Raw genomic sequence first — 25,569 nt, forward strand, 5'->3', positions numbered from 1 at the left:
CCGCGCGGCCCCGAGTACGGCGGCGCGCAGGCGATCCTCCAGATGGGCGGCAACACCAAGCTGAGCCTGTCCAACCTGCATATCGAAAACCGTGGGACGATTGACTGGGTAGGTGGCGAAGTGGGCCGGGCCAACATCCTGTGGATCGATATGCTGACCTTCAGCAGCTCAGACGCGCAGCTCTTCATCCGCAACTGGTACGAATACGAAGACATCCTGCTGGTGAAGAGAGCCAACTTTAACTTCGCGACCCTCCCGCAAATCATCTTCGAAGGCTATCAGGACTACGAGACAACCTGGAAACCCTACGACAACAACTACATCCAGATAACCCCCTTCGGCGCCGTCCCCGAACCCACCACCTACGGCGCCCTCCTCGGCGCAGCAGGCATCGGCCTGTACCTCCTCCGCCGCCGCCGCCGCTGCCGCAAGTCCTCGAGACCAGCCCTGCGCGGGCGGCGGTGGCGTGGCGCCACGTGCCATTAAATTTGCGATTTTGCCCGTGCGCTGCGCGCCCGAACAAAATCGCAAATTTAACGGGTCATCCCCCTGTCGCGTTGCGACAGGCGGGGAATCCCAAAACGCGAATGAAGCGGGAAACCCATTGGGACGCGGCGGAAAAGTTTACGAGTTAAACTCCCACCTGAGCTCCGATCAGGGATTTCATTCAACTGTGCGGCCTCCGGTCACGGTCGGAGAGTTAACCCGTAAACTAAAAGACCTGCCCCAACGGGTTTACGCTACATTCGCTCTCAGGGAACTTCATTCAAATTTGGGAATCGGGCTCCGGTGCGAAGCGCCGAAGCCGATTCCCAAATTAAATGGCAGGGGACACCGTCCCCCGCTGCCCGCGCAGGGCCGCCCTCCCGCCCAGTGTGACGGCCCGTTCATCATGTGAGCGGTCCGGGCGGCTTGCGTCTTTAGCGGTTGGTGCGGGCGGTGAGGGGCGGGTGGTTCTGGATCCAGTTGCTGGGGTCGTGGCCGAGGGCGATCACGTCGGCGACGATGCGCAGGCTTTCTTTGAGGTGGACGTCGACTTTGGCGTAGGCGCCGGTGTCGTCATCGAGTGGGTCGTCCAGGTCTTCGTCGTCGGCCTCCGGGGAGGCGGTGTCACCTGCGGTTTTGGCATGGGTTGTGCCCGCCGCCCCGGTATCTGCGGCGGCGAGCTGGGCGCCCGACGTGGGTTCTTGAGCGTTTTCGTCGCTGCTGTTGGCCGTGGTGTCGCCTGCGTCGGCGAGTGAAGGCGCATCTTGTTGCGCGGCCTCGGTGGCGCTGCTGCTGGTCGCGGCTTCGGTGCTGGCGCCAATTCGTTCTTCGGGAGGGCTGAGCCAGAATTCGTCGTAAGCGTAGTCGAGCTCGGCCAGGGTCTTGCGTTCGGCGATGAAGGCTTTGCGCAGGGTTTCGTTTTCTTCGCGTTGCCGGCGGCGTTTTTCCAGATTTACGGAGACGAGTTTTTCTTCCTGCCGTTGTTTGAACCAATCGACGTTGCGCCGTAGGTAGTCGAATTCGGGCAGGGCTTTTTGCCGCTCCAGGCTCTCGCTGCGCAGGGTGTGCAGGAGGTTGTCGTCGATGGGTGCGCCGTCGAAGAAGGAGCTGGGCACCTTATCCCAGGTGAGCGCGCGCGGGAGCTCGGCTTCGCCGATGGGCAGGTGGTCTTCGATGGAGGGCAGGATGATGTCGGGGACGACGCCTTTGAGCTGGGTGGAGTCGCCGCTGGGCAGGTAGTACTTCTGGACGGTGAACTTGGTCGCGCCGGTTTTTACGCCTGCGCGGGCGATTTGCGGGAGGTAGCGGCGGAGTTCTTCGAGGGCCTGGACGGAGCCTTTGCCGTGGGTGGAGCTGTCGCCGACGATGATGGCGCGGCCGTAGTTCTGGAGGGCTCCGGCGACGATTTCGGAGGCGGAGGCGCTGAAGTGATCGACGAGGACGGCGAGCGGGCCTTCGTAGGCGATGCCGGGCGACTCGTCGGAGTTGACGCGGATTTCGCCGGAGTAGCTTTTCACTTGGACGACGGGGCCGCGCGGGATGAACAGGCCGGTGATGTCGATGGCCTCGCTGAGGAGGCCGCCGCCGTTGCCGCGCAGGTCGAGGACGAGGCCCTGGATGCCTTGCTCTTTTAGCTGGCCGATGAGTTTGGCGACGTCGCGCGTGGCGCTGGCGGCGGCGTCTTCGTCGTTAGGGTCGTACTCTTCGGCCGGGCCGTAAAAGGAGGGCAGGCTGATGACGCCTATCGGAATGGTGGTGGCGGTGGGCGCGGCCGCCCCGGCCTGTGCGCCGTCGGCAGTGGCAGCCGCAGCGGCGGCAGTGATGGTGTTTTTATCGGCAACGTTTACGGCTGCTGCCGCGCTCGGTACGTGGAAGAGGCCGGCGTGAGCGCGCGCGGAGTTGAGCTTTACGGTGTCGCGCACGATGACGACTTCGCGGCGGGCGGCGGGGTCGGTGGCGTTGCCGGGCTGGACGAGGAGGCGCACGGTGCTGCCTTTTTCGCCGCGGATCTGGTCGACGATTTTGCGCAGCTTCAGGCCGATGATTTCCAGAAACTCGCCGTCCTCACCTTGGGCGACGGAGATGATTTTGTCGTTGGGCTTGAGCTCGCCGCCGAGCGCGGCGGGGCCGCCGGGCACGAGCTCCTTTACCACGCAGTAATCGTCTTCGACGGTGAGCATGGCGCCGATGCCGACGAGCTCCAGCTTTAGCTGGATGCTGAAGTCCTCAAAGCTGTCGCCCGAGAGGTAGGCGGTGTGCGGGTCGTAGAGGCGGGCGATGGTGGCGAGGTAGAGCTCGCCGATGTCGCTGGCCTCGATCTCGGCGATGTTTTTGAGGAGGCGCTCGTAGCGGGAGCGCACGGCGTCCTTTGCCTCCTCGGGGCTGCGTTTGTTGAGCAGCTCGGCGATGAGCTCGAACTTGAGCCGGTTTAGCCACAGTGCGTCGGCTTCGGCGGCGCTGCGCGGCCACTCGACTTTGCGGCGGTCGATGAGGTGGTGATCATCCGTATCGAGGTCGGCGAGCGCGGCGTCGATGTTTTGGAAAACCCAATCGACGCGCTCCTGCGTGCGCTGCTCGTAGCGGGAGAAGATCTCGTAGGCGGCGTCGATGTTTCCGAGGCGGCTGACGTTCCAGTAAAGGCTGGTGGAGTGTTTTTTCTCAAAAAATATGCGGTCGTCCCTGAGGAAGATCATCCGCTGGCCGTCGAGGGCGCTCATGTAGTCGGGGATGACTTCGGCGTAGTTGGCGCTGCGGACGGCGTCGCGGTTGTAGTGTGCCTGGGAGAGGAGTTGCACGACGATGCGCGCCTCGGTGGCGAGTGCGGGCGTGGTGCTGAATTGGCGGTCGCCTTGGCCGGCGCGTGCGGTAGCGCCGCCGCGGCTCTGGGGATCGGTGCTGCTGCCGCCACTCGCCCGCGCTGCGCCGGAGTTTGTTGCGGCAGTCGTAGTCGCGTTGGTCGCAGGGGCGGCCTTGGCGGCGCGCTGGGCGCTGGCCGGGTGGGGCGCCGCAATGGTGGTGGCGACGACGGCGGCGACCAGAGCGAGGGCGAGCGACAGCAGGGGGCGTGGACGGCGAAGTGCGGGCGAAGTCATGGGAGCTGAGCTGCGGGACGGGGCGGGAGCGGAAGCGGAAGGTGAAAACGGTGCGCAGACTTTGTAACAGGAACTGTGGCGAAAAGTGGCCGCGCTGCGGGGGCGTTTTTTTACGCAGGGTGTGAGCGGTGTTGCTTAGCGGCGGCTGAGCAAATCTTTGGCACTATCGAGGAGTCGTTTTTCTTCGTCGGTCAACGCGCCGAAGCCTTTGGTGTTGATCTTGTCGAGGATGCGGTCGACCTCGGCGCGCAGGTCGGCAGGGTTGCTCATGTTGACGCGGTACTTGGGCGCGCTGGCGCCGCGCGCCGCCGTGGTGAGCCCCGCCTTCTTGTTGCGCCGCTTAAACCACCGCGGCAGCTCAAGGCTCACAGCCCCCCCCCGCCCCGTGCCCCAACGGCGCTCGTGCAGGTAGCGGTAGTAGAGCCAGCCTGTGAGCATCCCGCCTAGGTGCGCTGAGTGCGCGATCCCGAAGGGCGAGGCGGCCCCCATGATTTCGTAAAACAAAAAACCGCAGGCCGAGAGCCCCAGCGCGATAAAGGCGAGGTGCTTCGGCTTCACCGACAGCGGCATTATGAAAAACAGCAGCAGTGTGATTCGCCGGTCGGGGTAAAAGCAGGCGTAGACGGTCAGCAGCCCGTAGACCGAAGCCGAGGCGCCGAGCAGCAAGCTGTAGTCGCGCCCGAGCCAGTGCGTGCCCAGCCACAGCAGCCCGCCCATCACCGTCGCCGCACCGTAGAAAATCAAAAAACGCCGTTCGCCCATGACCGGCAGCAGCTCGCGCCCAAGGAAATACAGCCCGAGCAGATTACCGCCGATATGCAGCAAATTCGTCGGATCGTGCAGAAACGCGTAGGTCAGCAGCGGCCAGACCTGGCCCGCCTTGAAGCCCATCGGGCTCAGCGCGAAAAGCTGCGTAAACGTGCGATTGACGCCAAACCAGCGCGAGAAAACCAGTTGCAGGACGAAGCCCGCGATCACCGCCGCGATTAACCAGACCAGCACCGATGTCTGCCTGTTCCGGTAGCTGCTATCCCGCATGTAAGGCCGGTCGTATAACATGAGCCGCGCAGTTAAGGGCTCCGCCCCGCGCAACACAAGGGGGCTTCGCTGCCTTTTTCGTCGTAGTCGCTGCGCGCGGCTGTTGGGCGGGGGAACTTGGAGGCTGCGGGCCGCGTTTTTGCGGTGCCTTGCGAGGGCGAGCGAGCGGGCGGTCTTCGCGTGGCGCTCCGCGCGCCGAAAATCCAGCAAGACCCAGAAGCCCCCGTTATAGGTGCGACGTAAAAAATAAGCCCGACACGGCTTCTTGAGTGGTTGAGTAGTTGACTCTGCTTAAGCGCTGTTTTTGTGAGTCGCACGACCTATGGCCAACAAAGCAGACAAATGGGAGAACAACGTGGCAGGCGCCTTCTACGTCGATCAGCAATGCATCGACTGCGATTTGTGCCGCGAGACCGCGCCGGATTTTTTTAACCGCTTCGACGAAGGCGGCTACTCCTTTGTCTACAAGCAACCCGAGAGCGAAGACGACATCAGCCTGTGCATGGAAGCACTCGAAGGCTGCCCCGTGGAGGCCATCGGCAACGACGGCGCCGCCGCCTGAGCGGCTCGCCAGAAAGCCGAGTCGAAGACTCCCCCGCGGGGCGGTGGCGGGTCGCCACTTCCATTCAATTTGCGATTTTGCCCGTGCGCTGTGCGCCCGAACAAAATCGCAAATTTAACGGGGCCTCCCCCAGTCGCATTGCGACTGGGAAGAAACTCAAAACGCGAATGGAACAGGAAACCCACTTGGGCGCGGCTAAAAAGTTTACGAGTTAAACTCCCACCTGCTCCAGTCAGGGAGTTCATTCTACTGTGCGGCTTGCTTGGCGGGCGGAACGCCCGACGGCAAGCCGCACAGTAAATGGGTGCAGGCGCCGCCTGCCGCCCCACGCGCAGTGGGAGTCTTAGACCCGTTTTATTGGCCGCGCGTCAGCTCTGCGTGTTCCGCCGTTACGCGGCGAGGCGGATTCGGGGGTTGATGTGGGGTGGGTTTCGGGCTGCGTTGGGCGGCATGCCGACTGAGTGGACGCCCGTTAAAACTTACAGCGATATTGTTTACGAGAAGTGTGCGGAGGGGATTGCCAAGATCACCATCAACCGGCCGGAGAAGCGGAACGCGTTTCGCCCCGAGACGGTCGCGCAGCTTTTCGAGGCGTTTTGCGATGCGCGCGAGGATCAGCGCGTGGGCGTCGTGTTGCTCACCGGAGCGGGACCACACGCGGATGGGAAGTACGCGTTTTGCGCGGGGGGCGACCAGAGCGTGCGGGGCAGCGCGGGCTATGTGGGCGGGGACGGCGTGCCGCGGCTCAATGTGCTGGATTTGCAAAAGCTGATCCGCTCGATGCCGAAGGTGGTGATCGCGCTGGTGGCGGGCTACGCGATTGGCGGCGGGCATGTGCTGCACCTGGTGTGCGACCTGACGATCTCTGCGGACAACGGCGTCTTCGGGCAGGTGGGGCCGCGGATGGGGAGCTTCGACGGCGGCTTCGGGTCGAGCTACCTCGCGCGGATCGTCGGGCAGAAAAAGGCGCGTGAGATCTGGTTTTTGTGCCGCCAGTACGATGCGCAGCAGGCGCTCGACATGGGGCTGGTCAACGCAGTCGTGCCGGTTGCGCAACTGGAGGAGGAGGGGCTCAAGTGGGGACGCGAGATCATGCAGAACAGCCCGCTGGCGATTCGCTGCCTGAAGAGCGCGTTTAATGCGGATGTGGATGGGCAGAGCGGGCTGCAAGAGCTGGCGGGAAATGCGACGCTGCTCTACTACATGAGCGAGGAGGCGCAGGAGTTTCACCGCGCGCAGCGCGAGAAGCGCCCGCCCGATGCGGGGCAGTTTCCCTGGTTGCCATAGCGGCGGGGAGACGGCCGGGCCGCGATAGCTGCGACACCATTTACCGGTGAAAAAAATCCGGCTATAGCGGGAAACCATTAGGCCGGGTTGAAGCAATTTACCGGTAAATCTTCTGCCCGACCAAGGGGCGGGCGTTTCCAACTGTGCAGCTCGTATATCGCGCGGAGCGTGATACGCGAGCCGCACGGTAAATGGGAGCAGGCACTGGCTTGCCGCCCTCCCACTCCCTCGCGCAGTGGTGCTGCCTGAGCGCGCCCGGCAGCTGCTTGTCCTCTCGCGCGGCTTGAAAAAAATCCCCTGCCTTTTCGGTTGCGAAACCGGGTCGTAGAATCTCGATCCTACGTAGGCTCTCTAACCGCAAGTTGCTCGCGCGAGGTGTGGCCCGCCCAGCAACCCATTCGTGAACGCTATCCTTTTAGAACTTCTGGTTATCTTTCTGCTGCTCCTGGCGAACGGCGCTTTTGCGATGGCGGAGATCGCCATCGTCTCCTCTCGCAAGGCGCGCTTGCAGGCACTGGCCGACGAGGGGGCGCCGCGCGCGCGTGCCGCGCTGAAGCTCGCCAGCGAGCCCACGCGCTTTCTCTCGACCGTGCAGATCGGCATCACGCTGATCGGCATTTTGGCGGGGGCCTTTGGCGGGGCGACGCTCTCGGATCACCTCGCGGCGCCGATTGCGACGATCCCGCTGCTTGCGCCTTACGCGAAGGTCTTGGCGATTTTCATCGTGGTGAGCGCGATCACGTATTGCTCGCTGATCGTTGGCGAGCTCGCGCCGAAGCGTATCGCGTTGGGAAACCCCGAAGCGCGCGCGATGCTCGTTGCGGGGCCGATGGCGCGGCTTTCGCAACTGGCCGCGCCGTTTGTCTGGCTGCTCACCATATCGACGAACGGGCTCCTGCGCGTTTTGGGCGTGGGCAAGGAGACGGAGCAGCCGCCTTCGGAGGAGGAAATCGCCAACCTCATCGAGGAGGGGATGAACGCCGGCGTGTTTCACAAAGCCGAGCGCGCGATGGTCGAGGGTGTCCTCAATCTCGACGAGATGCCCGTCACCGAGATCATGACTCGCCGCCCGCAGATGGTGTGGTTGAACGTGGAGGACGAGGACGAGATCAACTGGCGCAAGATCGTCACCAGCGGCCACTCGCAGTTTCCCGTTTACGAAAACACGCGCGACCAGGTGATCGGCGTCGTCACGGTGAAATCGCTTTGGGCAAATGCCGCAATCGGTGTCTCCAACAAACTGCGCGACCACCTCACTACGCCGCTCCTCGTGCCCGAATCGGTGAGCGCGATCCAGCTCCTCGAAACATTTAAAAAGACGGGCCGCCACCTCGCGCTCGTGACCGATGAGTTTGGCGGCATCCAGGGGCTCGTCACGCTGATCGACGTCATGGAAGCAATCGTCGGCGACATGCCGCAGCTCGGTGACCGCAAAGACCCGGGCATGGAGCAGCAGCCAGATGGCTCGTGGCTCGTCGATGCGGCACTCTCGATCGAAGACCTCGACCAGGCACTCGCCCTCCAGGCGGCCTCGCCGACGGCCAGTTACGAGACCGTGGGCGGCTTCATGATTCACCACTTCGGCCACGTGCCGACCGTGGGCGACGCCTTTCTCTGGCAAGGCTGGAAGCTGGAAGTCGCCGAGCTTGATGGGCACCGCATCGACAAGGTCCGCGCCCAGCCACTGGTCGCGCCGACAGCACCCGCGATTGCTGAGCCCTCTGCGCCTGCTGCTGCTGCGCCTGTAAGCGCGCCCAAAAGTATCGTCCCTGCAACGCCTCCCACCTCGGTGAAAGGCCTCTGAGAGTGACCCTACGCGGGTTTGATTGATGGACTTGCAGACACTCCACTACGCGTGGGGCGGCAGGCCGGTGCCTGCACCCATTTACTGTGCGGTTTGCGTGTGCCGTGCGGAACGCACGGCACACGCAAACCGCACAGTAGAAAAAGCCCGCGACTTACCCGTAAATCATTTCGCTTCGCCTAAACGGGTTCCCTCCCTATCTGCGTTTTGGGCCCTGTTTCCTGTCGCAGAGCGACAGGATGCGAAATGTGGGAATCGTGCTTCACTGCCGACGAGCCGCCAGCGAGCGGCTCGCAAATAAAACGGGTCTATGACCCCGCCCCACGCGCAGTGGAGGCTTTGCCTTAGTGAAACTTGGGCTTCAGGCCTTTGCCGCTACTGTGTGAGTTGAGGTGCTGCTTCACGTGGCTCGCCTTGTGGCTGGGGACGTGGTTGCGGTAGTGGTGATGGCTTGGCCGATGGTGGTAATACGGCGGTGCGTAATGGCGCGGGTAGTGGCGGTAGCCGCTGTAGTGCGTGTAGCCTATGCCGATGTGCACCGCCGGATAGCTGCTGTAGTAGTAAGGCGCAGGGGTGACGATGGTGGGCTGGACGACGACGGGAGCGGAGCTGTGAATGACACCACCGCTTACCCAGACGCGCTCAACGTGAGTGACGTAGTGGCCGGGCTCGTAGCGGCGCACGGGGAAGCCGTAGCGATCGTAAGTGGTAATCCAGCGTGCAGGCACCCAAGTCTGGACGGGGCGCTCTTCCCAGTAGCCGCCGGAGCCGCCGCGGGTGACCACGGTTTCGGTAGTGGTGGTGACCGTCTGGGGTGGGGGCGGTGTGGGCACGTTTTCGACGGCGGCGTCTTCAGGTGCGGGCGGCAGCTCACCCGGGACGGTCGTGCGCTCGATGACAACGGTCTCGGTGGTGTGCGTGTGGGTGCTGCCGACCTGGCTGCCGACGATCATGCCTCCGATGAATCCGCCGATGGCGGCAACGCCTTCACCGCCGGCGACTGCGGCGCGCGGGGCAAGCAGCAGGGCGGTGGCTGCGAAAAGGGGGAGTATGTTTTGGGTCTTCATGGGGTCTCCTTGTTGAGGTGAAAGTTCGTCGGCCAAGACGATTCGTTTTGGCGAAGGTTCCAAAAAAATGTTCCGCCCAGAAGATACGAAAAAACGCGCACCAGCAAGCTGATGCGCGTCAGATCTCTGACGGAGAATGAGATGCGGAGCTCTCGGCGGCTTAGCTCGCCAAGGACTTGCGCAAGTCTTCGAGCTGGCCGGAGCTGCCGAGGAAGTCGTTTCGCGAGGCGATGAACTTCGCGTACTCGGCCATGAAGATCTTCCCGGGCGGGCGGAAGTCGAACTGCTCGGGGTTGTCGCGGAAAAACTCGCGGTGGACGCGCGTCCAGACGAGGCGCCCGTCAGTGTCGATGTTGACCTTGGTGACGCCTAGCTTGGCGGCCGGGAGGTACTCGTTGGGATCCACGCCCATCGAGTCCTGGATGGAGCCGCCAGCGGAGTTGATGCGGGCGACTTCGTCCTGAGGCACCGAGGAGGAGCCGTGCATGACGAGCGGAAATTGCGGCAGGCGGCTCTTGATTTGCTCCAGCACGTCGAAGTGCAGCGACTGGCGGCCCTTGAATTTGAAGGCGCCGTGGCTGGTGCCGATGGCGCAGGCGAGCGAGTCGCAGCCAGTTTGTTTCACAAACTCCTCGGCCTCGGCGGGGTCGGTGAGGCAGGCGTTTCCTTCGTCCACCTTGATGTCCTCTTCGACGCCGCCGAGCATGCCGAGCTCGGCTTCGACGGAGAGGCCCTTGGCGTGTGCGCGATCGACGACGCGCTTGGTGATGGCGACGTTTTCCTCGAAGGGATCGTGCGAGGCGTCGATCATGACAGAGCTGAAGAAGCCGGAGTCGATGCAGTCGTAGCAGGTTTGCTCGTCACCGTGGTCGAGGTGGACGGCGAAGATGGCCTCGGGGTAGATCTCCGCTGCGCTGCGAATGATGGCCTCAAGCATGCGCTTGTCGGTGTATTTGCGCGCGCCCTTGGAGATCTGGATGATGAAGGGGGCCTGCGAGTCGATGCAGCCTTGGAACAGGCCCATCGCCTGTTCCGCATTGTTGATGTTGTAAGCCCCTACCGCGTATTTTCCGTAGGCGTGCTTGAAGAGTTGGGCAGTCGTAACGATCATGGAGCACCTAGGCAGGCGCACTCGCCCGTGGCAGACAAGATTATTGTAGGCGTGGCTACGACTGGTGAAGCCGCGCTGCTGGGCCCGAGTAGCCCGAGCGATAGGTAATGGGCGCAGGCAAGCCCTCCCACTGCGCGTGGGGCGGTGGCGTGGCGCCACGTGCCATTTACTGTGCGGTTTGCTTGTCGGGCGTCCCGCCCGACAAGCAAACCGCACAGTAAGGGATGACCGACCTTCGGTCGGGCAGAGATTTACCCGTAAACTTTCTTGCCGCGCTCAAATGGGGTTTTCGCTTCATTCTCGCCCCGCTCTGGGGACAGCTGACGAGCCGCCAACGAGCGGCTCGCCAAATAGAACGGGGCTGCGCTCCTAGCAACGCGACGGGGGAAGTTCCTTAAATTTGCGATTTTGCCCGGGCGCTTTGCGCCCGGGCAAAATCGCAAATTCAATGGAAGTGGTCACTGACCACCGCCCCACGCGCAGTGGAGCCTTAGGTTCTTCTATTGGCCGCAGCGTTGTTGCCGCGGTTCGCGCGCAAAAAAAGCCGCCTCTGACGCGGGGAGGTGTCGCCGAGGCGGCTTTTTTAGAAAACGGAGCAGGGCGGCGCGGCGGGGCTGCAAGTGCCCACGCGCTGCCCTGCTTCGCGTGTGGCTTACGCGCTGGCGAGTGCGGCCTGGGCCGCCGCGAGGCGGGCGACGGGCACGCGGTATGGCGAGCAGCTCACGTAGGCGAGGCCGATCTTGTGGCAGAACTTCACCGACTCGGGGTCGCCGCCGTGCTCACCACAGATGCCGAGCTTGATGTCGGGGCGGGTGCGGCGGGCCTTCTCGATAGCGATTTCCATGAGCTGGCCGACGCCGCTTTGGTCGATGGAGGCGAAGGGGTTCTTCGGCATGATTTCCGACTCTTGGTAAGCGCCGAGGAAGGAGCCCGAGTCGTCGCGCGACATGCCGAGCGTAGTCTGCGTGAGGTCGTTGGTGCCGAAGCTGAAGAACTCGGCGGTCTCGGCGATCTCGTCAGCGGTGAGCGCGCCGCGGGGGACTTCGATCATGGTGCCGACCTGGTAGGAGAGTTTTACTTTCTTCTCCTTCTGGATGTCGGCGGCGATCTCGTGGACGAGCGCGACTTGCTGATCGAGCTCCTTCTTGAAGCCGACCAGCGGGATCATGATCTCGGGCTTGGCCTTGAAGCCTTTTTGCGTGGCCTCGGCGGCGGCTTCGAGGATGGCGCGGATCTGCATGCGCGTGATCTCGGGGTACTTGACGCCGAGGCGGCAGCCGCGGAAGCCGAGCATGGGGTTGAACTCGTGGAGCTCGTGCACGCGGGCCATGACCTTCTCGACGGGCACGCCGATCTTCTTGGAGAAGTCGAGCTGCTGCTCCTTGCTGTGCGGGAGGAACTCGTGGAGCGGCGGGTCGAGCAGGCGGATGGTGGCGGGGAAGCCTTTGAGCGCCTTGAAGATGCCGAAGAAGTCCTTGCGCTGGTAGGGCAGCAGCTTGGCGAGGGCGGCTTCGCGGGCGGCCCGATTGTCGGCGAGGATCATCTCGCGCATGGCGTCGATGCGGTCGCCCTCGAAGAACATGTGCTCGGTGCGGGTCAGGCCGATGCCTTCGGCGCCAAAGGCGAGTGCCTGGGCGGTCTGCTCGGGCGTGTCGGCGTTGGTGCGCACCTTCAGCTTGGTGGCTTTTTTGCACCACTCCATGAGCTGCACGTAGTTTTTGAACTTCTCGGTCTTTTGGGCGGCTTTGTTGTTGTTGAGCAGCCCGTCGATGATCTCGGAAGGCGCGGTCGGGATCTGGCCCGCGTAGACGGTGCCGGCCGTGCCGTCGATCGAGAGGAAGTCGCCTTCGGCGAAGCTCTGCCCCTTCACGGTGGCGATGCGGCGCTCGTAATCGATCTGGATGTCGGCCGCGCCGCAGACGCAGACCTTGCCCATCTGGCGGGCCACGAGTGCGGCGTGCGAGGAGACGCCGCCGCGCGCGGTGAGGATGCCCTCCGCGGCGATCATGCCGCGCAGGTCTTCGGGCGAGGTCTCGATGCGGACGAGGAGGACTTTCTCGCCCTTCTCGGCGGCCTCGACGGCGCGGTCGGCGTTGAAGTAGATCTTGCCGGAGGCGGCGCCGGGGCCCGCGGGCAGGCCGGTCGCGATGGCCTTGGCTTTCTTGATCTCGGCGAGGTCGAAGATCGGCGCGAGGAGCTGCTCAAGCTGATCTGCGGGGTTGCGCTGGACGGCGGTCTTCCAGTCGATCAAGCGCTCCTTCACCATGTCTGCGGCAAACTTGAGGGCCGCTGCGGCGGTGCGCTTGCCGTTGCGGGTTTGGAGCATGTAGAGCGTGCCTTCCTGGATGGTGAACTCGACGTCCTGCACGTCCTTGAAGTGCTTTTCGAGGATCTTGCGGACTTTGAGCAGCTCGGCGTAAGCCTTGGGCATGACGGCCTTGAGCTTGGAAACGGGCTCGGGCGTGCGTACGCCGGCGACGACGTCCTCGCCCTGCGCGTTGACGAGGAACTCGCCGTAGAACTCGTTTTCGCCGTTGGCGGGGTTGCGGGTAAAGGCGACGCCGGAGCCGGAGCTCTCGCCGGTGTTGCCAAAGACCATCGCTTGAACGTTTACGGCGGTGCCCCACTCGGAGGGGATGTTGTACTTGCGGCGGTAGACGATCGCGCGGTCATTCATCCAGGAGCCGAAGACGGCGCCTGCGGCGCCGCGGAGCTGCGCCCAGGGATCGTGTGGGAAGACCTTTCCGGTGCGCTCTTTGACGAGGGCCTTGAAGCGCTTGACGAGCTCCTGCTGGTCTTTGGCGGTGAGGTCGGAGTCCACGATGTCGCGGCCGTAAGCCTCCTGCTTGTAGTGCTCGATGACGCTCTCGAAGGGCTCGTGATCTTCGCCCTCGCGTTTCTGCACGCCGAGGACGACGTCACCATACATCTGGACGAAACGGCGGTAGCAGTCCCAGGCAAAGCGGGCGTTGCCGGTCGCGTTTTCGAGCGAGCGCACGGTGTCGTCGTTGAGGCCGAGGTTGAGGATCGTGTCCATCATGCCCGGCATCGAGTCGCGCGCGCCGGAGCGCACGGCGACGAGCAGCGGGAAGCCCTTTGCATCGCCAAACTTGTGGCCCATGACCTTCTCCATGTTGGCGATGCCAGCCTGCATTTGCGCCTCAAGCTCCTTGGGGTAGCTGCGCTTGTTGGCGTAGTAGTAGGTGCAGACTTCGGTGGTGATCGTGAAGCCCGCAGGCACGGGCAGGCCGATGCGCGTCATCTCCGCGAGGTTGGCCCCCTTGCCGCCGAGCAGCTCCTTCATCGTGCCGTTGCCATCGGCCTTGCCGGCGCCCCAGGTGTAGACGTACTTGGGTGCCTTGGTGGCTTTCGCCTGAGTGCTGCGGGTGCTTTTCTTGGCGGCTTTTTTGGCCGGAGCTTTCTTCGTCGTTTTAGATGCCATGTGTAGTTTTGTAGTTTTTGAGAGAAGGGTGTGTTCGGGAGACGCAGAGCAATGAATGCGCGTCGGGCGCAAAGGGCCCGCGAGTAGAGGGGCGCCCGAGGGACTGTCAACGGTCTGCTTCGCCGAGCTGCTGTGGGGAGGGGGGCGCTGTGTGTGGCTTGCGCTGGCCGATAGGGCGTACTGCGCGCCCCTCGAAGAAAATGTGCATCAGCCGTTGCATTGAGGCGGGCCGCGCGGCAAGGCTGCCGCCTCTTTTGCTCAGCCCCTTCCCACCACTTGAAGAAAGACGAAGACATCTTTTCCGACTCCGCTGCCGAGCCCGAACTCGTGCGCGGAGGTAAGCCGATGGGCTTTTTCGACCACCTGGAGGATCTGCGCTGGACGCTGATCAAGTCCGCTGCGGCGTTCCTCGTTTTTGCGGTGCTGATCGGCCTGTTCATGCGGCAGTTTAACAATGCGCTGCTGTGGCCGCTGCGCTCAGTGCAGGAGGGGCGTCCCGAGCTGGCGCTCGACCTGGGCACGGTGTCGATCATGGAGGGCTTCACGGTCGTGCTTCAGATGTGCTTCATGGGCGGGCTCATCCTCGCCGCGCCATTTATCCTGCTTTTTGTCGGGCAGTTTGTGAGCCCGGCGCTGACGCAGCGAGAGATGCGCGCGGTGCTGCCCCTGTGTGTGGCGGCGCTCGTGCTGTTCTTATGCGGAGCGTGCTTTGGGTACTTCGTCCTCGTGCCGAGCACCTTGGCCGTGTCCGTCGGGCTAAACGAGTACTTCGGCTTCGTGATGCGGTGGACGCCGGGCAGCTACTACGGGCTGCTCATGTGGCTGGTGCTCGGTGTGGGCGCGTCTTTCGAGTTTCCGCTGCTCATCGTGCTGCTGGTTTATATGGGCCTGATGAGCACAGCGACGCTCACCAAGTACCGCCGCCACGCGGTCGTCGCGATCTTCATCATCGCGGCAATCGTGACCCCGACCCCCGATTTTGTGACGCAAACGATCTTTGCCGCCCCGCTATACCTGCTGTTCGAAATCGCAGTCCTCGTCGGCAAACGCGTGGAGCGCAAACGCCACTCCCGCGAAGCCCTGACGGACTAAAAGGTGCCCGGTTTTGGGAGCCGGAGAGGCAATCGCCCTGTGCTTCTAGTCGCTCGCCGAGTTGGAGCAGGGGTGCTTCGTCCTCTTTCAGAAACACGTTTCGAGAGATGAGTTTTAAAAGTCGGTTTTGGTAGTAATGAAGCAGGCGTAGGGCCTCGGGTTTCAGGACTTCGGCGTCGTAGAGGTTGTGTTTCTCGGCGTAAGCACGAAGGGCGATCGCGACGTTGGTGATGTAGGCATAGGCGATATTTGTGTAGGGGGAGGAGGGGCGCCGTGGTACGTTGGGCGCCGCCTCAATATAAAGCGTGCCGGAGGGCTGGCCGCATACATAAGGATCGGGCTCGTGGTAAAACGGCTCCTGCCAGAGTGTTTTCACTGGCGAGAGGATCATCGTTTTGCGCCACGTTTGCTCGGCGACTTCGGCCGAGGTATAGAGTGCTTTGGCCATTTCCCAAGCCTCCTCAATGTGTGCGCTGTATTTATTGATCCCGATCATGCAACCGCCTCGTGTACTGGTGCGACGACCGCCTTTGTGAAAGGCAGGCAGCGGCATGAGCTTGAGTTTCCCACCGAGCTGTGGGTTCTCGATTTTCCAGATGCCCAGCATCCAGTCGGGCACAGTCGTGCCGATGACGAGCCCATCAAGATGCTGGCGGTGCCCCGACCCGTTGAACGGCACATCAATGGCTACACGCCCGGGCCCGGTAATCCATGTAGTGATGGTAGCGAGCGTTTCGGCATTGCGTTCGTTAGCGAAGACAGGGGAGTCGCTCTCATCAAAAATCTGTCCATCGTTTTGGAGAATCAGGATGCTGATCATGTCCTCTCTCATCTCCGAGAGATTGAGCAAGTAGCGGTCGGGCCGCCCATCGCCATCGCGGTCTTCCATCAGTGGGCGCATGAGGCGAAAGTAGTCGTCCCAAGTCTCAATCTGCGACACGTCGATTCCCGCTGCCTCCACAATATCTGCCCGATAGGCGAGTAGAACCGGGTGCACATCGTGAGGGAGTCCGAAGTGCCGCCCACGCGAGATTTGTTGGGAGAACGAAGGCTCGTTGATTTGCTCATAAAGCCCTTCTGCATGGAGCCGGTCGGTGATATCCAAAAAGCCGATCTGCTCAACTGGCCCGAGAAAAGCTTTTGGAAAGACGCCTTCATGAACCTCCAAAAGGTCGCCGACTGGCGTGCCTGAGAGAAATCCCGAGAGCATCCGTTGCTCCAACGCACGATCATGCAGGAGTGACATTACGAAGGGGTTTTGAGGGTGTTTGCGGTTCCACTCCTCAACTTTTTGGATGTAAGAGTCGCGTTGTATAAGAGAGAAGGTCCAAAACTGGATACCCTGCGGCTCATCCGCAGGCAGCAGCGCGACGATCAAGCTCGTTGCCAATGCCCCGACCAAGATGGCAAGTACGCCGGGAGAGCCGAACTTTCGCATGGTCGGAAGAGTGGGTTTACGCGGCGATGATAAACCGCCTTGTTGCAGCTTAAAACTTCATTGTTGTCTGGAGGCGGACGTTGCGGCCAGTGGCAGTTTCGATTCCGCTCTGGGAGAAGCGGCCACCTGAGCCCTTCACATAGCCCTTGTCGTCGGTGAGGTTGTCGACCATCAACCGGAGCTGGTAGCGGCTCCATGTATAAGCCCCACCTGCATTCCATGTTGTGTGACTTGGGACGAAAAAGCTGTTCTGTGTGGCCACGCCAAGTGGGGTGAAATCAACGCTCGGTGTATCGCCCGCCCGTTCGCCTACGTAGCTAAAACCTGTGTACAGGCTGAGCCCTTTAAGGAGACCTTCATTAAAGCGATAATTGACCAAGGCCGCGCCAAGCTGATCCGAAACCGAGCGCACGTGGCGCCCGAGCGAATCGCGCATCCGTAGTCTGGTGAAACTCCCCATAACGGAGAGATTGCGTGTGATTGCACCGTTGATCTCCACCTCGGTGCCGTGGTTACCGAAGTCGGAGAGGAAGGAAGGGGGCTGGCTCAGGTCTCCTGCGTAATACTCTATATTTGGAGTCGAAACATTGGTTTGGTTGATCTCGAAATAAGCGAGGTTCACCGCGAGGCGACGGTTGAAAAACTCCAGTTTTGCGCCCCACTCGTGCTGTTTTCCCTCGCGCCACAGTGGGGTGAAGTTGACCACAGCAGGCTGTGCGTTGGTCGAGTAGCTATAGTAAATGGATGCGGCAGGCGTTACTCGAACGAGGAGGCTTGCCAGGTACATATCTTTCGACTCGTCTAGCACGTCCTGCGGGTTGCTGGTAGCTTTATCGAGCGACTTGGTCTCTGTGTTATATCGCAGGTAACCGCCTGAAAGCGCGAAGCGGTCTTCCCAAAAAGTTACTCGCTGGTTGAGGTAGACCTGCCAATTGGTGTTTTCGTTTTTAACGTCACGGAAAAGCACTGTATCCCAAGCCACGCTGCTGTCTTGGTTGGCGAGGTCGAAGAGATTGATCGGTGCGAGCGCACCATTGACCCGTTGATCTACCAACTCACCGTACACGTAGGCAAAGCCTGTGACTGTTTGTAGCCTCGCGAGCGGCGTCTCAAAACTGAGTGCCCAGTCGTTTTGGACCGCGTAGTTTTCAACTTGGGCTTTAATAATCCGCTCTCCGCGAATCGGTACCGCGCTGGGGTCGTAATAGGGCGAAGAGGTTGCGATGTACGGGTTGAGCACTTCGTCGTAGTCGGCATTCGGATTGGCGAGCCCCCATACCTCGTCAGGCGTCGCGATACCTGTATAGGGATTGTAGCGAGCGGCCATACCAGGGGGGAAGAGAAAGGCTTGGTCGGAATACTCGTCAAAACGTTGGACGCGTCCCGCCAAGCGCATGACCAGGTATTGATTGAAAGAGGTGCTAAATGAGAGCGACAGACTGTGCTTCTGAAATGCGAGTCCGCTCCAGGGCGGCGTGCCGTTTAAGCCTTTGGGGCGAAAACCTGGGCCAAGGATTGGTTCTTGGCCGCGCCGTGTTACCGAGGAGTCTATGATCAGCGCGGGCTCGCGAAATACAGACGTCTCAAGGTAGTCGTAGCGCGCTACGAGTTCGCTCGTGGGGCTAACCCTCCACGTGAACTGTGGAGCGATTAGCTTGCTTCGCAGTTTCGCACTGCTCGCCCAATAGCGTTCTGTATCTTGGTAGGCAGCGATCAAACGGTAGGCAAAGTGATCGGAGCCAAACGGTGCAGTCGTATCGAGCGTAACTTTCTGCGCATCGAAGTTACCGATTAGGGCAGTAAGCGAGTGTTTGGGGATAAACTGTGGGGATTTGGTTACGATATTGATCGTGCCGCCGGGAGGGCCTCCGGGGGAGAGGATGGCGTTGGGCCCTTTGCTCACTTCGATGCGCTCAATGAGAGACTCGTCGTAGTTGTGTGCACCGATGTCGCCGAAGTTATCGACTGTGCGGCTAAATGCCGACTCAAACCCGCGAATCATTATTCGGTCGCCATACATCGTACCTTCTCCGTCTTGGATACTTGCAATGTACTTAGCCGCATCGTGTATCCGTACAGGTGCGACGTCTTCCATAAAATCACGCGTAAGGACGCTGATTGAGCTCGGTGTTTCAATTAACTGCGTGCGTATCCGCACCGCAGAGACAGCCTCTGCCGCACGATAACGATCAATCGTCTCGCTCGATACATTGAAAGCCGAGAGCACAACGAGCTCTTCGGCCTCTGGCTCGGCTTGTTCAGGGGAGTAAGGGCTCGGCTGGGCGCGCAGCCCGGCAGAAGTGGCAAGGGCGCAAAGGCCGAGCGCGAAGGGGACTAGCTGGGGGTATTTCATCGGGGTTTTGGGGTTTGGGGTTGTGGCTGCGTGCTCAGTAGCGGGCACAAAAAAGCCAGTCACGGCGAAGGGCCGTCACTGGCTAAAAAACGGGAGTGTCTATGAGCGTAACTTATTTTTAATAAATTACTTGACAAGCTGGCGCCGTATTTTACATCAGCTTTCGAGCTTTCGAGCTTTCGAGCTTTCGAGCTTTCGAGCTTTCGAGCTTTCGAGCTTTCGAGCTGATAGCGACAGCAGACGCGAAGCGTCTGCTCGCTTAGTCGGCGTGGGGGTGTGGGCCCGAGTAAACATTGCCAAGAGGGGGCTACGGCCAAACGGGTGTTTCGGTGTCGCCTGAATGCAAATCCGATTTTGAGCGGACGCTTTTATCCGCCCGAGCCAACTCCACGTACTACCTGCAAGCTATGGATTTGCAGGTTTGGGATGACGAGATGGCTTTTTACTATGCGTAGGAGCGAAAGTGACCTGCGCGCAAAAAATCAAGAGAGCATCATCGTAAGTGGAGTTCGCCGTCTCGCGCACTGACGCGGTTACCGGAGGGGAGCGGGGTGGGGTGGGGGCGCTTTTTCGCTCACAGCGCACGGAGCCCAGCAGCATGATGGTGAGGACGAGGGCCAAAAGCTGGACGGGCAGCGCGATGCGTTGCCAATGGGAGCGCAGCGGAGGCGGGGCGGGTGTGCTCAGTGGTGAAGGCGTGGGTTGCATGAGCTGAATTGGCCGCAGCGGTGCGTACGTAATTGAGGGAGGGCGATTGGCACGAGGGCGGGGTGATGCTTGGGGAAGCGCGTCTCGCCCTCTCGTCTTTGGCTTTCCTGGCTTTATTTCTCTATTGCGGGTAGCCCCCGCACAACAATGGGCGCGTGCCTTAGCCCGCCACCGGCTCTGCTGGCGCGGGTGGCGTGAGCAGGGTGTGCTGCCCTGTGCGCAGGGCGGCGTATTCGAGCGCGACGGCAAAGAGGGCCGTAAAGCTCAGGTCGCTAAGGAGCGAGTTTCTGAAGAAGGATAAGGTCGAGGGGTACTCGGGGTGGCCGACTGTCAGTGCCTGCCACCAGCCTGCGAGTGTCTTGGCGTAAAATCCGTCTTCCGCCCAAGCCGCCGTGTTGGTGACGAGGTAGAACAGGAGCGAGGCCGCAAAGGCGCCGCCAAAGAGCGTGCCCCACGATTTGCGCCGCGCGATCAGGCAGCCGATGCCGATTGCGGCCACAAAGCAGAGCATGCGCAGGGCTACGCTGCTCCAGGGCATCTCGAAGAAGTCATACTCCGTGGCGTAGTGGTAGTTGACGTAGAGGTCGGAGAGGCCGAGCGCGGCGAGGGGCACGAGCCATAGCCAGCGGTTGCGAAAGTACACGCCGCCGCAAAAGGCCAGGGCCATGAGCGGGGAAAAGTTTGCGAGCTCGGGGTGCCAAAGCGGGACGACTCGCCAAGCGGCGGCGAGCACGATGATCATTACTGCGTGCAACATGAGGGGCGGAATGATGAGAAGAAGGGGGGAGTGTTTGGGGAAGGCGTGTGCGCTGCGGCGTTTGTTGATGGGTGGAGCGTTTGCCGTAGGGCAGGCGGTTTTGCCTTTTTGTCTCCGCGGCGCGTGGTGATAGCTCCTCGGGCGTTCGCGCGGTCACTCATGGGCGGGTGGCGAGACAGGGGGCGCGGGAGAGAGGTGGCGCTGATCAAAGCCGAGAGGAGAGAGCGGACAACAGGGATCGGACAAATAAAACGCCTTTCCGCGCCTGACCTAAGCGGGGATCTTGGCCGCCTCTGCGAGTGTGGCGGCGTTTTTCTCGGCCTCGGTCGCCTTGGCGAGTGCCTTGATTGCGGGATCGACTTTGGTGCGGCTGCGGCGATCCAGCCGGTCGATAAAGAGCGTGCCCTTCAGGTGGTCGGCTTCGTGCTGGATGCAGCGGGAGAGCAGCCCGTCGGTTTTCAGTACGTGGGGCACGCCGTGTTCATCCTGGTAGTGGACGGTGATTTTGTCGGGCCGCTCGACGTCGGCGCGGATGGGTTTTTCGCCGACCTTGGGGAAGGACAGGCAGCCTTCCTCGTAGATCGTGATCTCGTTTTTCGGGGCGAAGGTGATCTGCGGGTTGGCGAGCACCATCGGCATAAACAGGTCGAGCGGCGGGCGCCCGCCATCGAGTTCCCAGTCGAAGTCGATCTTCGATTTGCGCACATCGACGACGCAGAGCTGGATCGCGCGGCCTACTTGCTGGGCGGCCAGCCCGATGCCGCCCGACTCCTGCATAGTCTGGATCATGGCGGCGGCCAGCCCGCGCAGCGCAGTGTCAAACTCGGTCACGGGCGCGCCTTTTTCGCGCAGCACGGGGGAGTTGTAGTAAGCAAGCTCGAGGGTCATAGGGAGTTTCTTTAATTAAATGAGGCAGCGTTGCGTTCATGCTTGGCGCGGAGCAATGCAATTGCAAAACCCGTGTCATCTAGGATGAGTAAATTTACTCAGATTGCTGCTGTGGCTGCTTCCGTTCGCTTGCTTGCGGGTCTGGGGATCGGTGTTTTGGCGTGGCTGCTGCCGGTGAGTTTCAAGTCGCTTGGCCTGCCGCAGCTTGAGGCAGCGGGGCGGGGGACGCCAGGCCTCGCGGCGCTGGGTGAGCGTTTCGTGCATACGGAAAAACTGGGCCCTGCCCAGATCATCCTTACGACGGCGCGCGAGATCGGCTCGCCCGAGGCTGGGGCGATTGCGGAGTCGTTGGGCGGGCTTGCCGAGGCGCAGCCTGCGCTCGTGCGCTGGGGCGGCTGGGCGCCTGCGCTGGAGCCGCTCTTCGGGCTGGGGCTGGATGCTGAGCGCGGGGGTGGGGCACCGCTCGACGAGGCGGGCCACCTGCGCAGTACGCCCGTGTTTGAGCTGCTGGCGCCGGAGTCGGCGCGCGGGGCTCTACGCGCGTCGTTGAGCGGCACGCGCTCGCTGGGCGTGGCGGCGATTTTGGCGACGCGCGAGGTGGCGCAGGCGGGGCGTTTCGTGCCCGCGCTGCAACCCGGCGGGCAGCCGCTCGATGCGGTGATTTTGCTCACGGCCTTGCTGTACCAGGGCGAGCAGTTTTCGCCGGAGCTGCGCCGCGAGCTGCGCGACCTGGCGAGCGCGGCCAATCAGCAGGATGCGCTCGGGCATCTGGAGGAGGTTTACATCGACCTGCTCTCGCTCGCGCAGCGGCTCAACTGGGTGCAACTGGCGGAGCTGGTGAGCCGCAGCAGCACGAGCACGACGCTGGGCGAGTACGCGCACCTGGCGCGAATCGCGCCGGACGAGCTGCCGATCATCTACACGGCGGCGCTATTTACCGACTCGGCGGACCGCGTGGCCCGCTACCTGATCCGCTACGGAAAAGCGGGCGCGGCGGATCTGCGCCTCGCGCTCGCGCTGGGCGGCGGCGCGGTGCAGCAACTGGTCACCCACCAGGTCCCGATCAAGCACAGCAGCCCTGCGCCCGTGTTTAGCGCAGCGGCGGTTTTCAGCCTGCGCTACCCCGGGCTCACTCTGGCGCTCAAGTACCTGGGCTACCTGGCCGCGGCCTTCCTGCTGTTTCGCGGGGTGGAGCGTGCGTTGCTTTCCTCGGTTTTGGGGCCGGGCGCAGATGTTTGGGGCCGCTCCGCCGTGCAAAGTGGTGTGCTCGCGATCTTTGCGGCAGGGCTCCTCATCCTCGCGACCGAGCCCTACCTGCTGGCCGCCAGCGAGCCGTTTTCCGAGTACCGTTTTCGCCTCTCGATCCCGCTCTTGGCCAATGTCGCGGCACTGGCCGAGTCACCTGAAACCCTCCCCTCCCCGTCTATGAATAGCTCGACCCTCATCTCGATTGCGATCTTCGCCCTGCTGCAAGTGGGGATCTACTTCATCTGCCTGCGAAAGATCGGAGAGATCCGCGCGCAGCCCCTCGCCCCGCTGCTCAAGCTCCGCCTCGTCGAAAATGAGGACAACCTCTTCGACAGCGGCCTGTACATCGGGATGATGGGCACGGCGACGGCCCTCGTCCTGCAAGTGCTCGGCGTGATCGACCACAACCTGCTCGCCGCCTACGCTTCCAATCTCTTCGGCCTCGTCTGCGTGGCCTTGGTAAAAATCCGCCATGTGCGCGGATTTAAAACCCGCCTCATCCTCGAAGCCGAGGCTGCCGCGAGTGCCGCCGATAAAGGCGCCGCCACCGAGCCCGCGCCCGCTGCTTGAGTCAGCCCGGTCCTTCGCGGCCCCCCTGCTCTCCCTCCCTCGCTTTGGCCCAACTAAACCCTGCTGTGCGCGCGGCTCCGCGCTTCCCCTCACGCGCGCAGCAATAAAGCCCGTCGAAACCTGTGAACAAGACGCTGTTACTGATCATCATCGACTTTCTCTTCCTGAACCTCATCGCGCTCACGCAGTGGGAGAAGCTGGAAGTCTCGCGGCCCCCCGTCCGGCTCGGGCCGCAAATCCCGGCTGAGCCGGGGGACGGGCCCGACCCGATTGAGAGCGACCTGGTCGCTGCGATGCAGCTCTCGCTGGCCGATGAGGCCGCCCGCCGCGCTGCGCTCGCCGCCGAGCTCGATGCAACCGCGCAAGACCTCGCTGCCCGCGAGGCGCAGCTTGCCCGGACGCAGGAGTCGCTCCAGCAGCGCGAGGCCAACCTCCAACACCTCTCCGAAGCGCAACGCGCCGCCGAGCTCGCCCGCCAGCAACGCGAGGCCGAGGCCGCGCTGCTGGCCGAGGAAATCCAGCGCGCGCTCGCCCAAGCCCAGCGCGACGCCGCGCTCTCGCGCGAGCAGATGCAGCGCCTGCGACTGGAGCTTGAGGCCAAGGAGGCCGAAGCCGCCCGCCAGGCCGCCGAGATGGCCAAACTCGAAGAGCAACGCCTCGCCGCCGAGACCCGGGTCGCCGCAGCCCAAGAGCAAATCCAGGGGCTGAGCGTGGCCGTGCAAGTCGCCGAGCAGGAGAAGCAGTTTCTCCAAACGATGGCCGAGACCTTTCGCAGCCAGGCCGACGCCGAGCGCGAAGACCGCGTCCGCGTGCAGGAGCACAGCGTGCGGCTGGCTCAGGGCATCGACGAGCTCGCCGAGGAGGCCGATGGCCTCAAGCGCGAGATCCGCGAGCACCGCCCGATCAACGCGAACCTCATATACGACGAGTTTCTCGCCAACCGGATCTCGGTGCGACTGCGGGCGACGCGGCAGGGCGTGTTTGGGAAAAACACGCGCGACAAGTCTGCGCTGACCATCCTCGTCAACGACGGGCAGCAAACCTTCGTCCTGCTGCACGTCGAGGACACGCCCTTCTCCGTGGTCGAGCAGGGCAGCGACTGGGAGCAGCTCAAGCTCTCGCTTACGCGCCCGCAGGAGCGCACACGCGTGGAGCCCGCGCAGCTCGCTTTTCTGGACGTGGATCCGCGCCTCGTCGCGCTGCCGATCAGCGAAGAAGAGGCCGCCAGCCTGGGGGTAAAAATCTACACGCTGGCTACGGACGATCCCTTCAAGTTTCCCGAGGCCGTCCTCATCTCCGGCGGCGGTAAAGGCTACGGCGAAGTCCCCTTCAAGCTGAACCCGGCTTATGCGAGATATGTGAAGCTGGACAACCGGCTGATCAAACGACTGCTGGGCAATTTCTCCCCCTCGCGCGGCGACCTCGTGTTTAGCAAAAGCGGCCAGCTCCTCGGCATCATGGTCAACAAAGACTACTGCGCGCTGGTGACCCAGCTCAGCACCCGGCTGCGCATCAGGGCGGGCGACGACATCCGCGCCCAAAAAACCAGCACGATCCTGAATGCCGCTGGCGCCCGCTACCGCGCCCTCCCCGTAAACTTGTACTGAGCCCCGCGCATGATAAACCGGTCAACGATCGCCACTGCGCGTGGGGCGGTGGTCAGTGACCACTTCCATTTACTGTACGGTTTGCGTGTTGTGCGGAACGCACAACACGCAAACCGTACAGTAAGGAACTCCCGACCTCCGGTCGGGCGGAGAAGGCCGATGGGGAACCCGTTTGGGCGAATTTCGTTGGTTAACGCGTAAACGCTGTACCGGACGCGGCACAACGAGGCCGTCTTTATAAAGAGGTCTGAAGCCCCTGTCGCAACGCGACAGGGGGAGTTCATGTAAATTTGCGATTTTGTTTGGGCGCGTAGCGCACGTGGCAAAATCGCAAATTGAATGGCCGTGGCGACCCGCTACCGCCCCACGCGCAGTGGGAAGAGAGGGGCGCGTTACTGGAATGACTCGATTGCGCCGACGCGGATCATGTGGATGGCGATGGCGGCCAGCAGCATGGAGACGATTTTGGAGATGGCGCGCAGCCCCGTCTGGCCGATCTGGCGGCCGAGCCAGTTACTGTACGCAAAGGCCAGTGCCATGATCCCGAGGTTGGCGACCAGGCCGCCGAGCGTCATCCACAGGCCAACCGTTTCGGAGAGGAGCAGGAGCGCGGCGATGGTCGCCGGGCCGGCGATGAGTGGCATGCCCAGCGGCACGACGCCGAAGCCCTCGGCCAGCGGTTCGGGCTTCTCGGCGGCGGAGCGGATCAGGTCTCGCGCGGCGAGGATGAAGAGGATCAGCCCACCGGCGACCTGAAAGTCCCTGACGGAAATCCCCAGCGCGGTGAAAATGCTTTTGCCCAGGAACAGAAAAACGAGTGCAACGCCGCCGCCCGTGAGGATCGCGTGGCGGGCGATCCGCTGCCGTTGGCCGATCTCGGTGTCGCGCGATAGGGCGATGAAAATCGCGACCAGCCCGATCGGGTCTGTTGCCACAAAGAGCGGGATAAACGCTTGAGCAAAGTGTTTGATCATAGAGGGCTCAGCATCGGGCTCCGCCGATTGCGCGCGCAAGGGGCC

General features: G+C 62.4%; 16 protein-coding genes and 1 pseudogene. 7 read left to right on the top strand and 10 right to left on the bottom strand.

Annotated elements, in window-relative coordinates; genetic code table 11:
• The coding region (locus AXK11_RS00370; RefSeq protein WP_156469109.1) for a PEP-CTERM sorting domain-containing protein at window positions 1-486 on the top strand (486 nt) is incomplete at its 5' end.
• Between the two features lie 434 nt (window positions 487-920).
• Here the strand turns inward: AXK11_RS00370 and AXK11_RS00375 are convergent.
• Both AXK11_RS00375 and AXK11_RS00380 read right to left on the bottom strand, forming a co-directional pair.
• A complete protein-coding gene (locus tag AXK11_RS00375) occupies window positions 921-3,578 on the bottom strand; it encodes a carboxy terminal-processing peptidase (RefSeq protein ID WP_068628211.1) in 2,658 nt (885 codons plus the stop codon).
• A 135-nt stretch (window positions 3,579-3,713) separates the two neighbouring features.
• Complete coding sequence (locus tag AXK11_RS00380; RefSeq protein ID WP_068628289.1) at window positions 3,714-4,637, bottom strand: rhomboid family protein; 924 nt, start codon at window positions 4,635-4,637, stop codon at window positions 3,714-3,716.
• A 301-nt stretch (window positions 4,638-4,938) separates the two neighbouring features.
• Here AXK11_RS00380 and AXK11_RS00385 point away from each other — a divergent pair, with 301 nt between their 5' ends.
• From AXK11_RS00385 to AXK11_RS00395, 3 genes are all read left to right on the top strand, one after another.
• Window positions 4,939-5,178: a ferredoxin gene (locus AXK11_RS00385; protein WP_068628213.1), complete on the top strand. Its 240-nt coding sequence runs from the start codon at window positions 4,939-4,941 to the stop codon at window positions 5,176-5,178.
• Between the two features lie 450 nt (window positions 5,179-5,628).
• Window positions 5,629-6,465, top strand: coding sequence for a 1,4-dihydroxy-2-naphthoyl-CoA synthase (gene menB / locus AXK11_RS00390; protein ID WP_068628290.1), 837 nt, complete (start codon window positions 5,629-5,631; stop codon window positions 6,463-6,465).
• Window positions 6,466-6,865: 400 nt separating this feature from the next.
• On the top strand, window positions 6,866-8,269 hold the full coding sequence (locus AXK11_RS00395) for a hemolysin family protein (RefSeq protein ID WP_156469110.1): 1,404 nt from the start codon (window positions 6,866-6,868) through the stop codon (window positions 8,267-8,269).
• Window positions 8,270-8,613: 344 nt separating this feature from the next.
• Here AXK11_RS00395 and AXK11_RS00400 read toward each other — a convergent pair whose 3' ends face one another.
• The 3 genes from AXK11_RS00400 to ppdK form a co-directional block, all read right to left on the bottom strand.
• The gene (locus AXK11_RS00400) at window positions 8,614-9,336 is read right to left on the bottom strand and encodes a hypothetical protein (protein WP_068628219.1); all 723 of its coding nucleotides are present in this window, start codon (window positions 9,334-9,336) and stop codon (window positions 8,614-8,616) included.
• 160 nt (window positions 9,337-9,496) lie between these two features.
• On the bottom strand, window positions 9,497-10,447 hold the full coding sequence (locus tag AXK11_RS00405) for a class II fructose-bisphosphate aldolase (protein WP_068628221.1): 951 nt from the start codon (window positions 10,445-10,447) through the stop codon (window positions 9,497-9,499).
• 652 nt (window positions 10,448-11,099) lie between these two features.
• Entirely contained in the window at window positions 11,100-13,889 is a 2,790-nt protein-coding gene (ppdK, locus tag AXK11_RS00410) for a pyruvate, phosphate dikinase (protein WP_068628223.1), read from the bottom strand.
• A gap of 276 nt (window positions 13,890-14,165) precedes the next feature.
• Between ppdK and tatC the strand changes: the two genes are divergently transcribed.
• On the top strand, window positions 14,166-14,981 hold the full coding sequence (gene tatC / locus AXK11_RS00415; protein WP_231865704.1) for a twin-arginine translocase subunit TatC: 816 nt from the start codon (window positions 14,166-14,168) through the stop codon (window positions 14,979-14,981).
• A 433-nt stretch (window positions 14,982-15,414) separates the two neighbouring features.
• On the opposite strand, the pseudogene AXK11_RS10130 reads toward tatC, so the two are convergent.
• The 4 genes and pseudogenes from AXK11_RS10130 to def form a co-directional block, all read right to left on the bottom strand.
• A pseudogene (locus AXK11_RS10130) lies at window positions 15,415-16,419 on the bottom strand (ABC transporter substrate-binding protein); the annotation flags it as partial.
• 49 nt (window positions 16,420-16,468) lie between these two features.
• Entirely contained in the window at window positions 16,469-18,772 is a 2,304-nt protein-coding gene (locus tag AXK11_RS00425; RefSeq protein ID WP_082780706.1) for a TonB-dependent siderophore receptor, read from the bottom strand.
• 868 nt (window positions 18,773-19,640) lie between these two features.
• Window positions 19,641-20,237 carry a DUF6580 family putative transport protein gene (locus AXK11_RS00435; RefSeq protein ID WP_068628228.1) on the bottom strand — a complete coding sequence of 199 codons (597 nt, stop codon included), beginning with the start codon at window positions 20,235-20,237 and terminating at the stop codon, window positions 19,641-19,643.
• 270 nt (window positions 20,238-20,507) lie between these two features.
• Window positions 20,508-21,125, bottom strand: coding sequence for a peptide deformylase (gene def, locus AXK11_RS00440; protein ID WP_068628235.1), 618 nt, complete (start codon window positions 21,123-21,125; stop codon window positions 20,508-20,510).
• 111 nt (window positions 21,126-21,236) lie between these two features.
• On the opposite strand from def, the gene AXK11_RS00445 reads away from it, so the two are divergent.
• The gene (locus tag AXK11_RS00445) at window positions 21,237-22,943 is read left to right on the top strand and encodes a hypothetical protein (RefSeq protein WP_156469111.1); all 1,707 of its coding nucleotides are present in this window, start codon (window positions 21,237-21,239) and stop codon (window positions 22,941-22,943) included.
• Window positions 22,944-23,065: 122 nt separating this feature from the next.
• Window positions 23,066-24,550: a hypothetical protein gene (locus tag AXK11_RS00450; protein WP_068628237.1), complete on the top strand. Its 1,485-nt coding sequence runs from the start codon at window positions 23,066-23,068 to the stop codon at window positions 24,548-24,550.
• Window positions 24,551-24,942: 392 nt separating this feature from the next.
• On the opposite strand, the gene AXK11_RS00455 is transcribed toward AXK11_RS00450, so the two are convergent.
• Complete coding sequence (locus AXK11_RS00455) at window positions 24,943-25,524, bottom strand: MarC family protein (RefSeq protein WP_068628292.1); 582 nt, start codon at window positions 25,522-25,524, stop codon at window positions 24,943-24,945.
• Window positions 25,525-25,569 lie beyond the last annotated feature (45 nt).

Origin of the sequence: Cephaloticoccus primus (genome assembly GCF_001580015.1) — a bacterium.
GTDB lineage: Bacteria > Verrucomicrobiota > Verrucomicrobiia > Opitutales > Opitutaceae > Cephaloticoccus > Cephaloticoccus primus.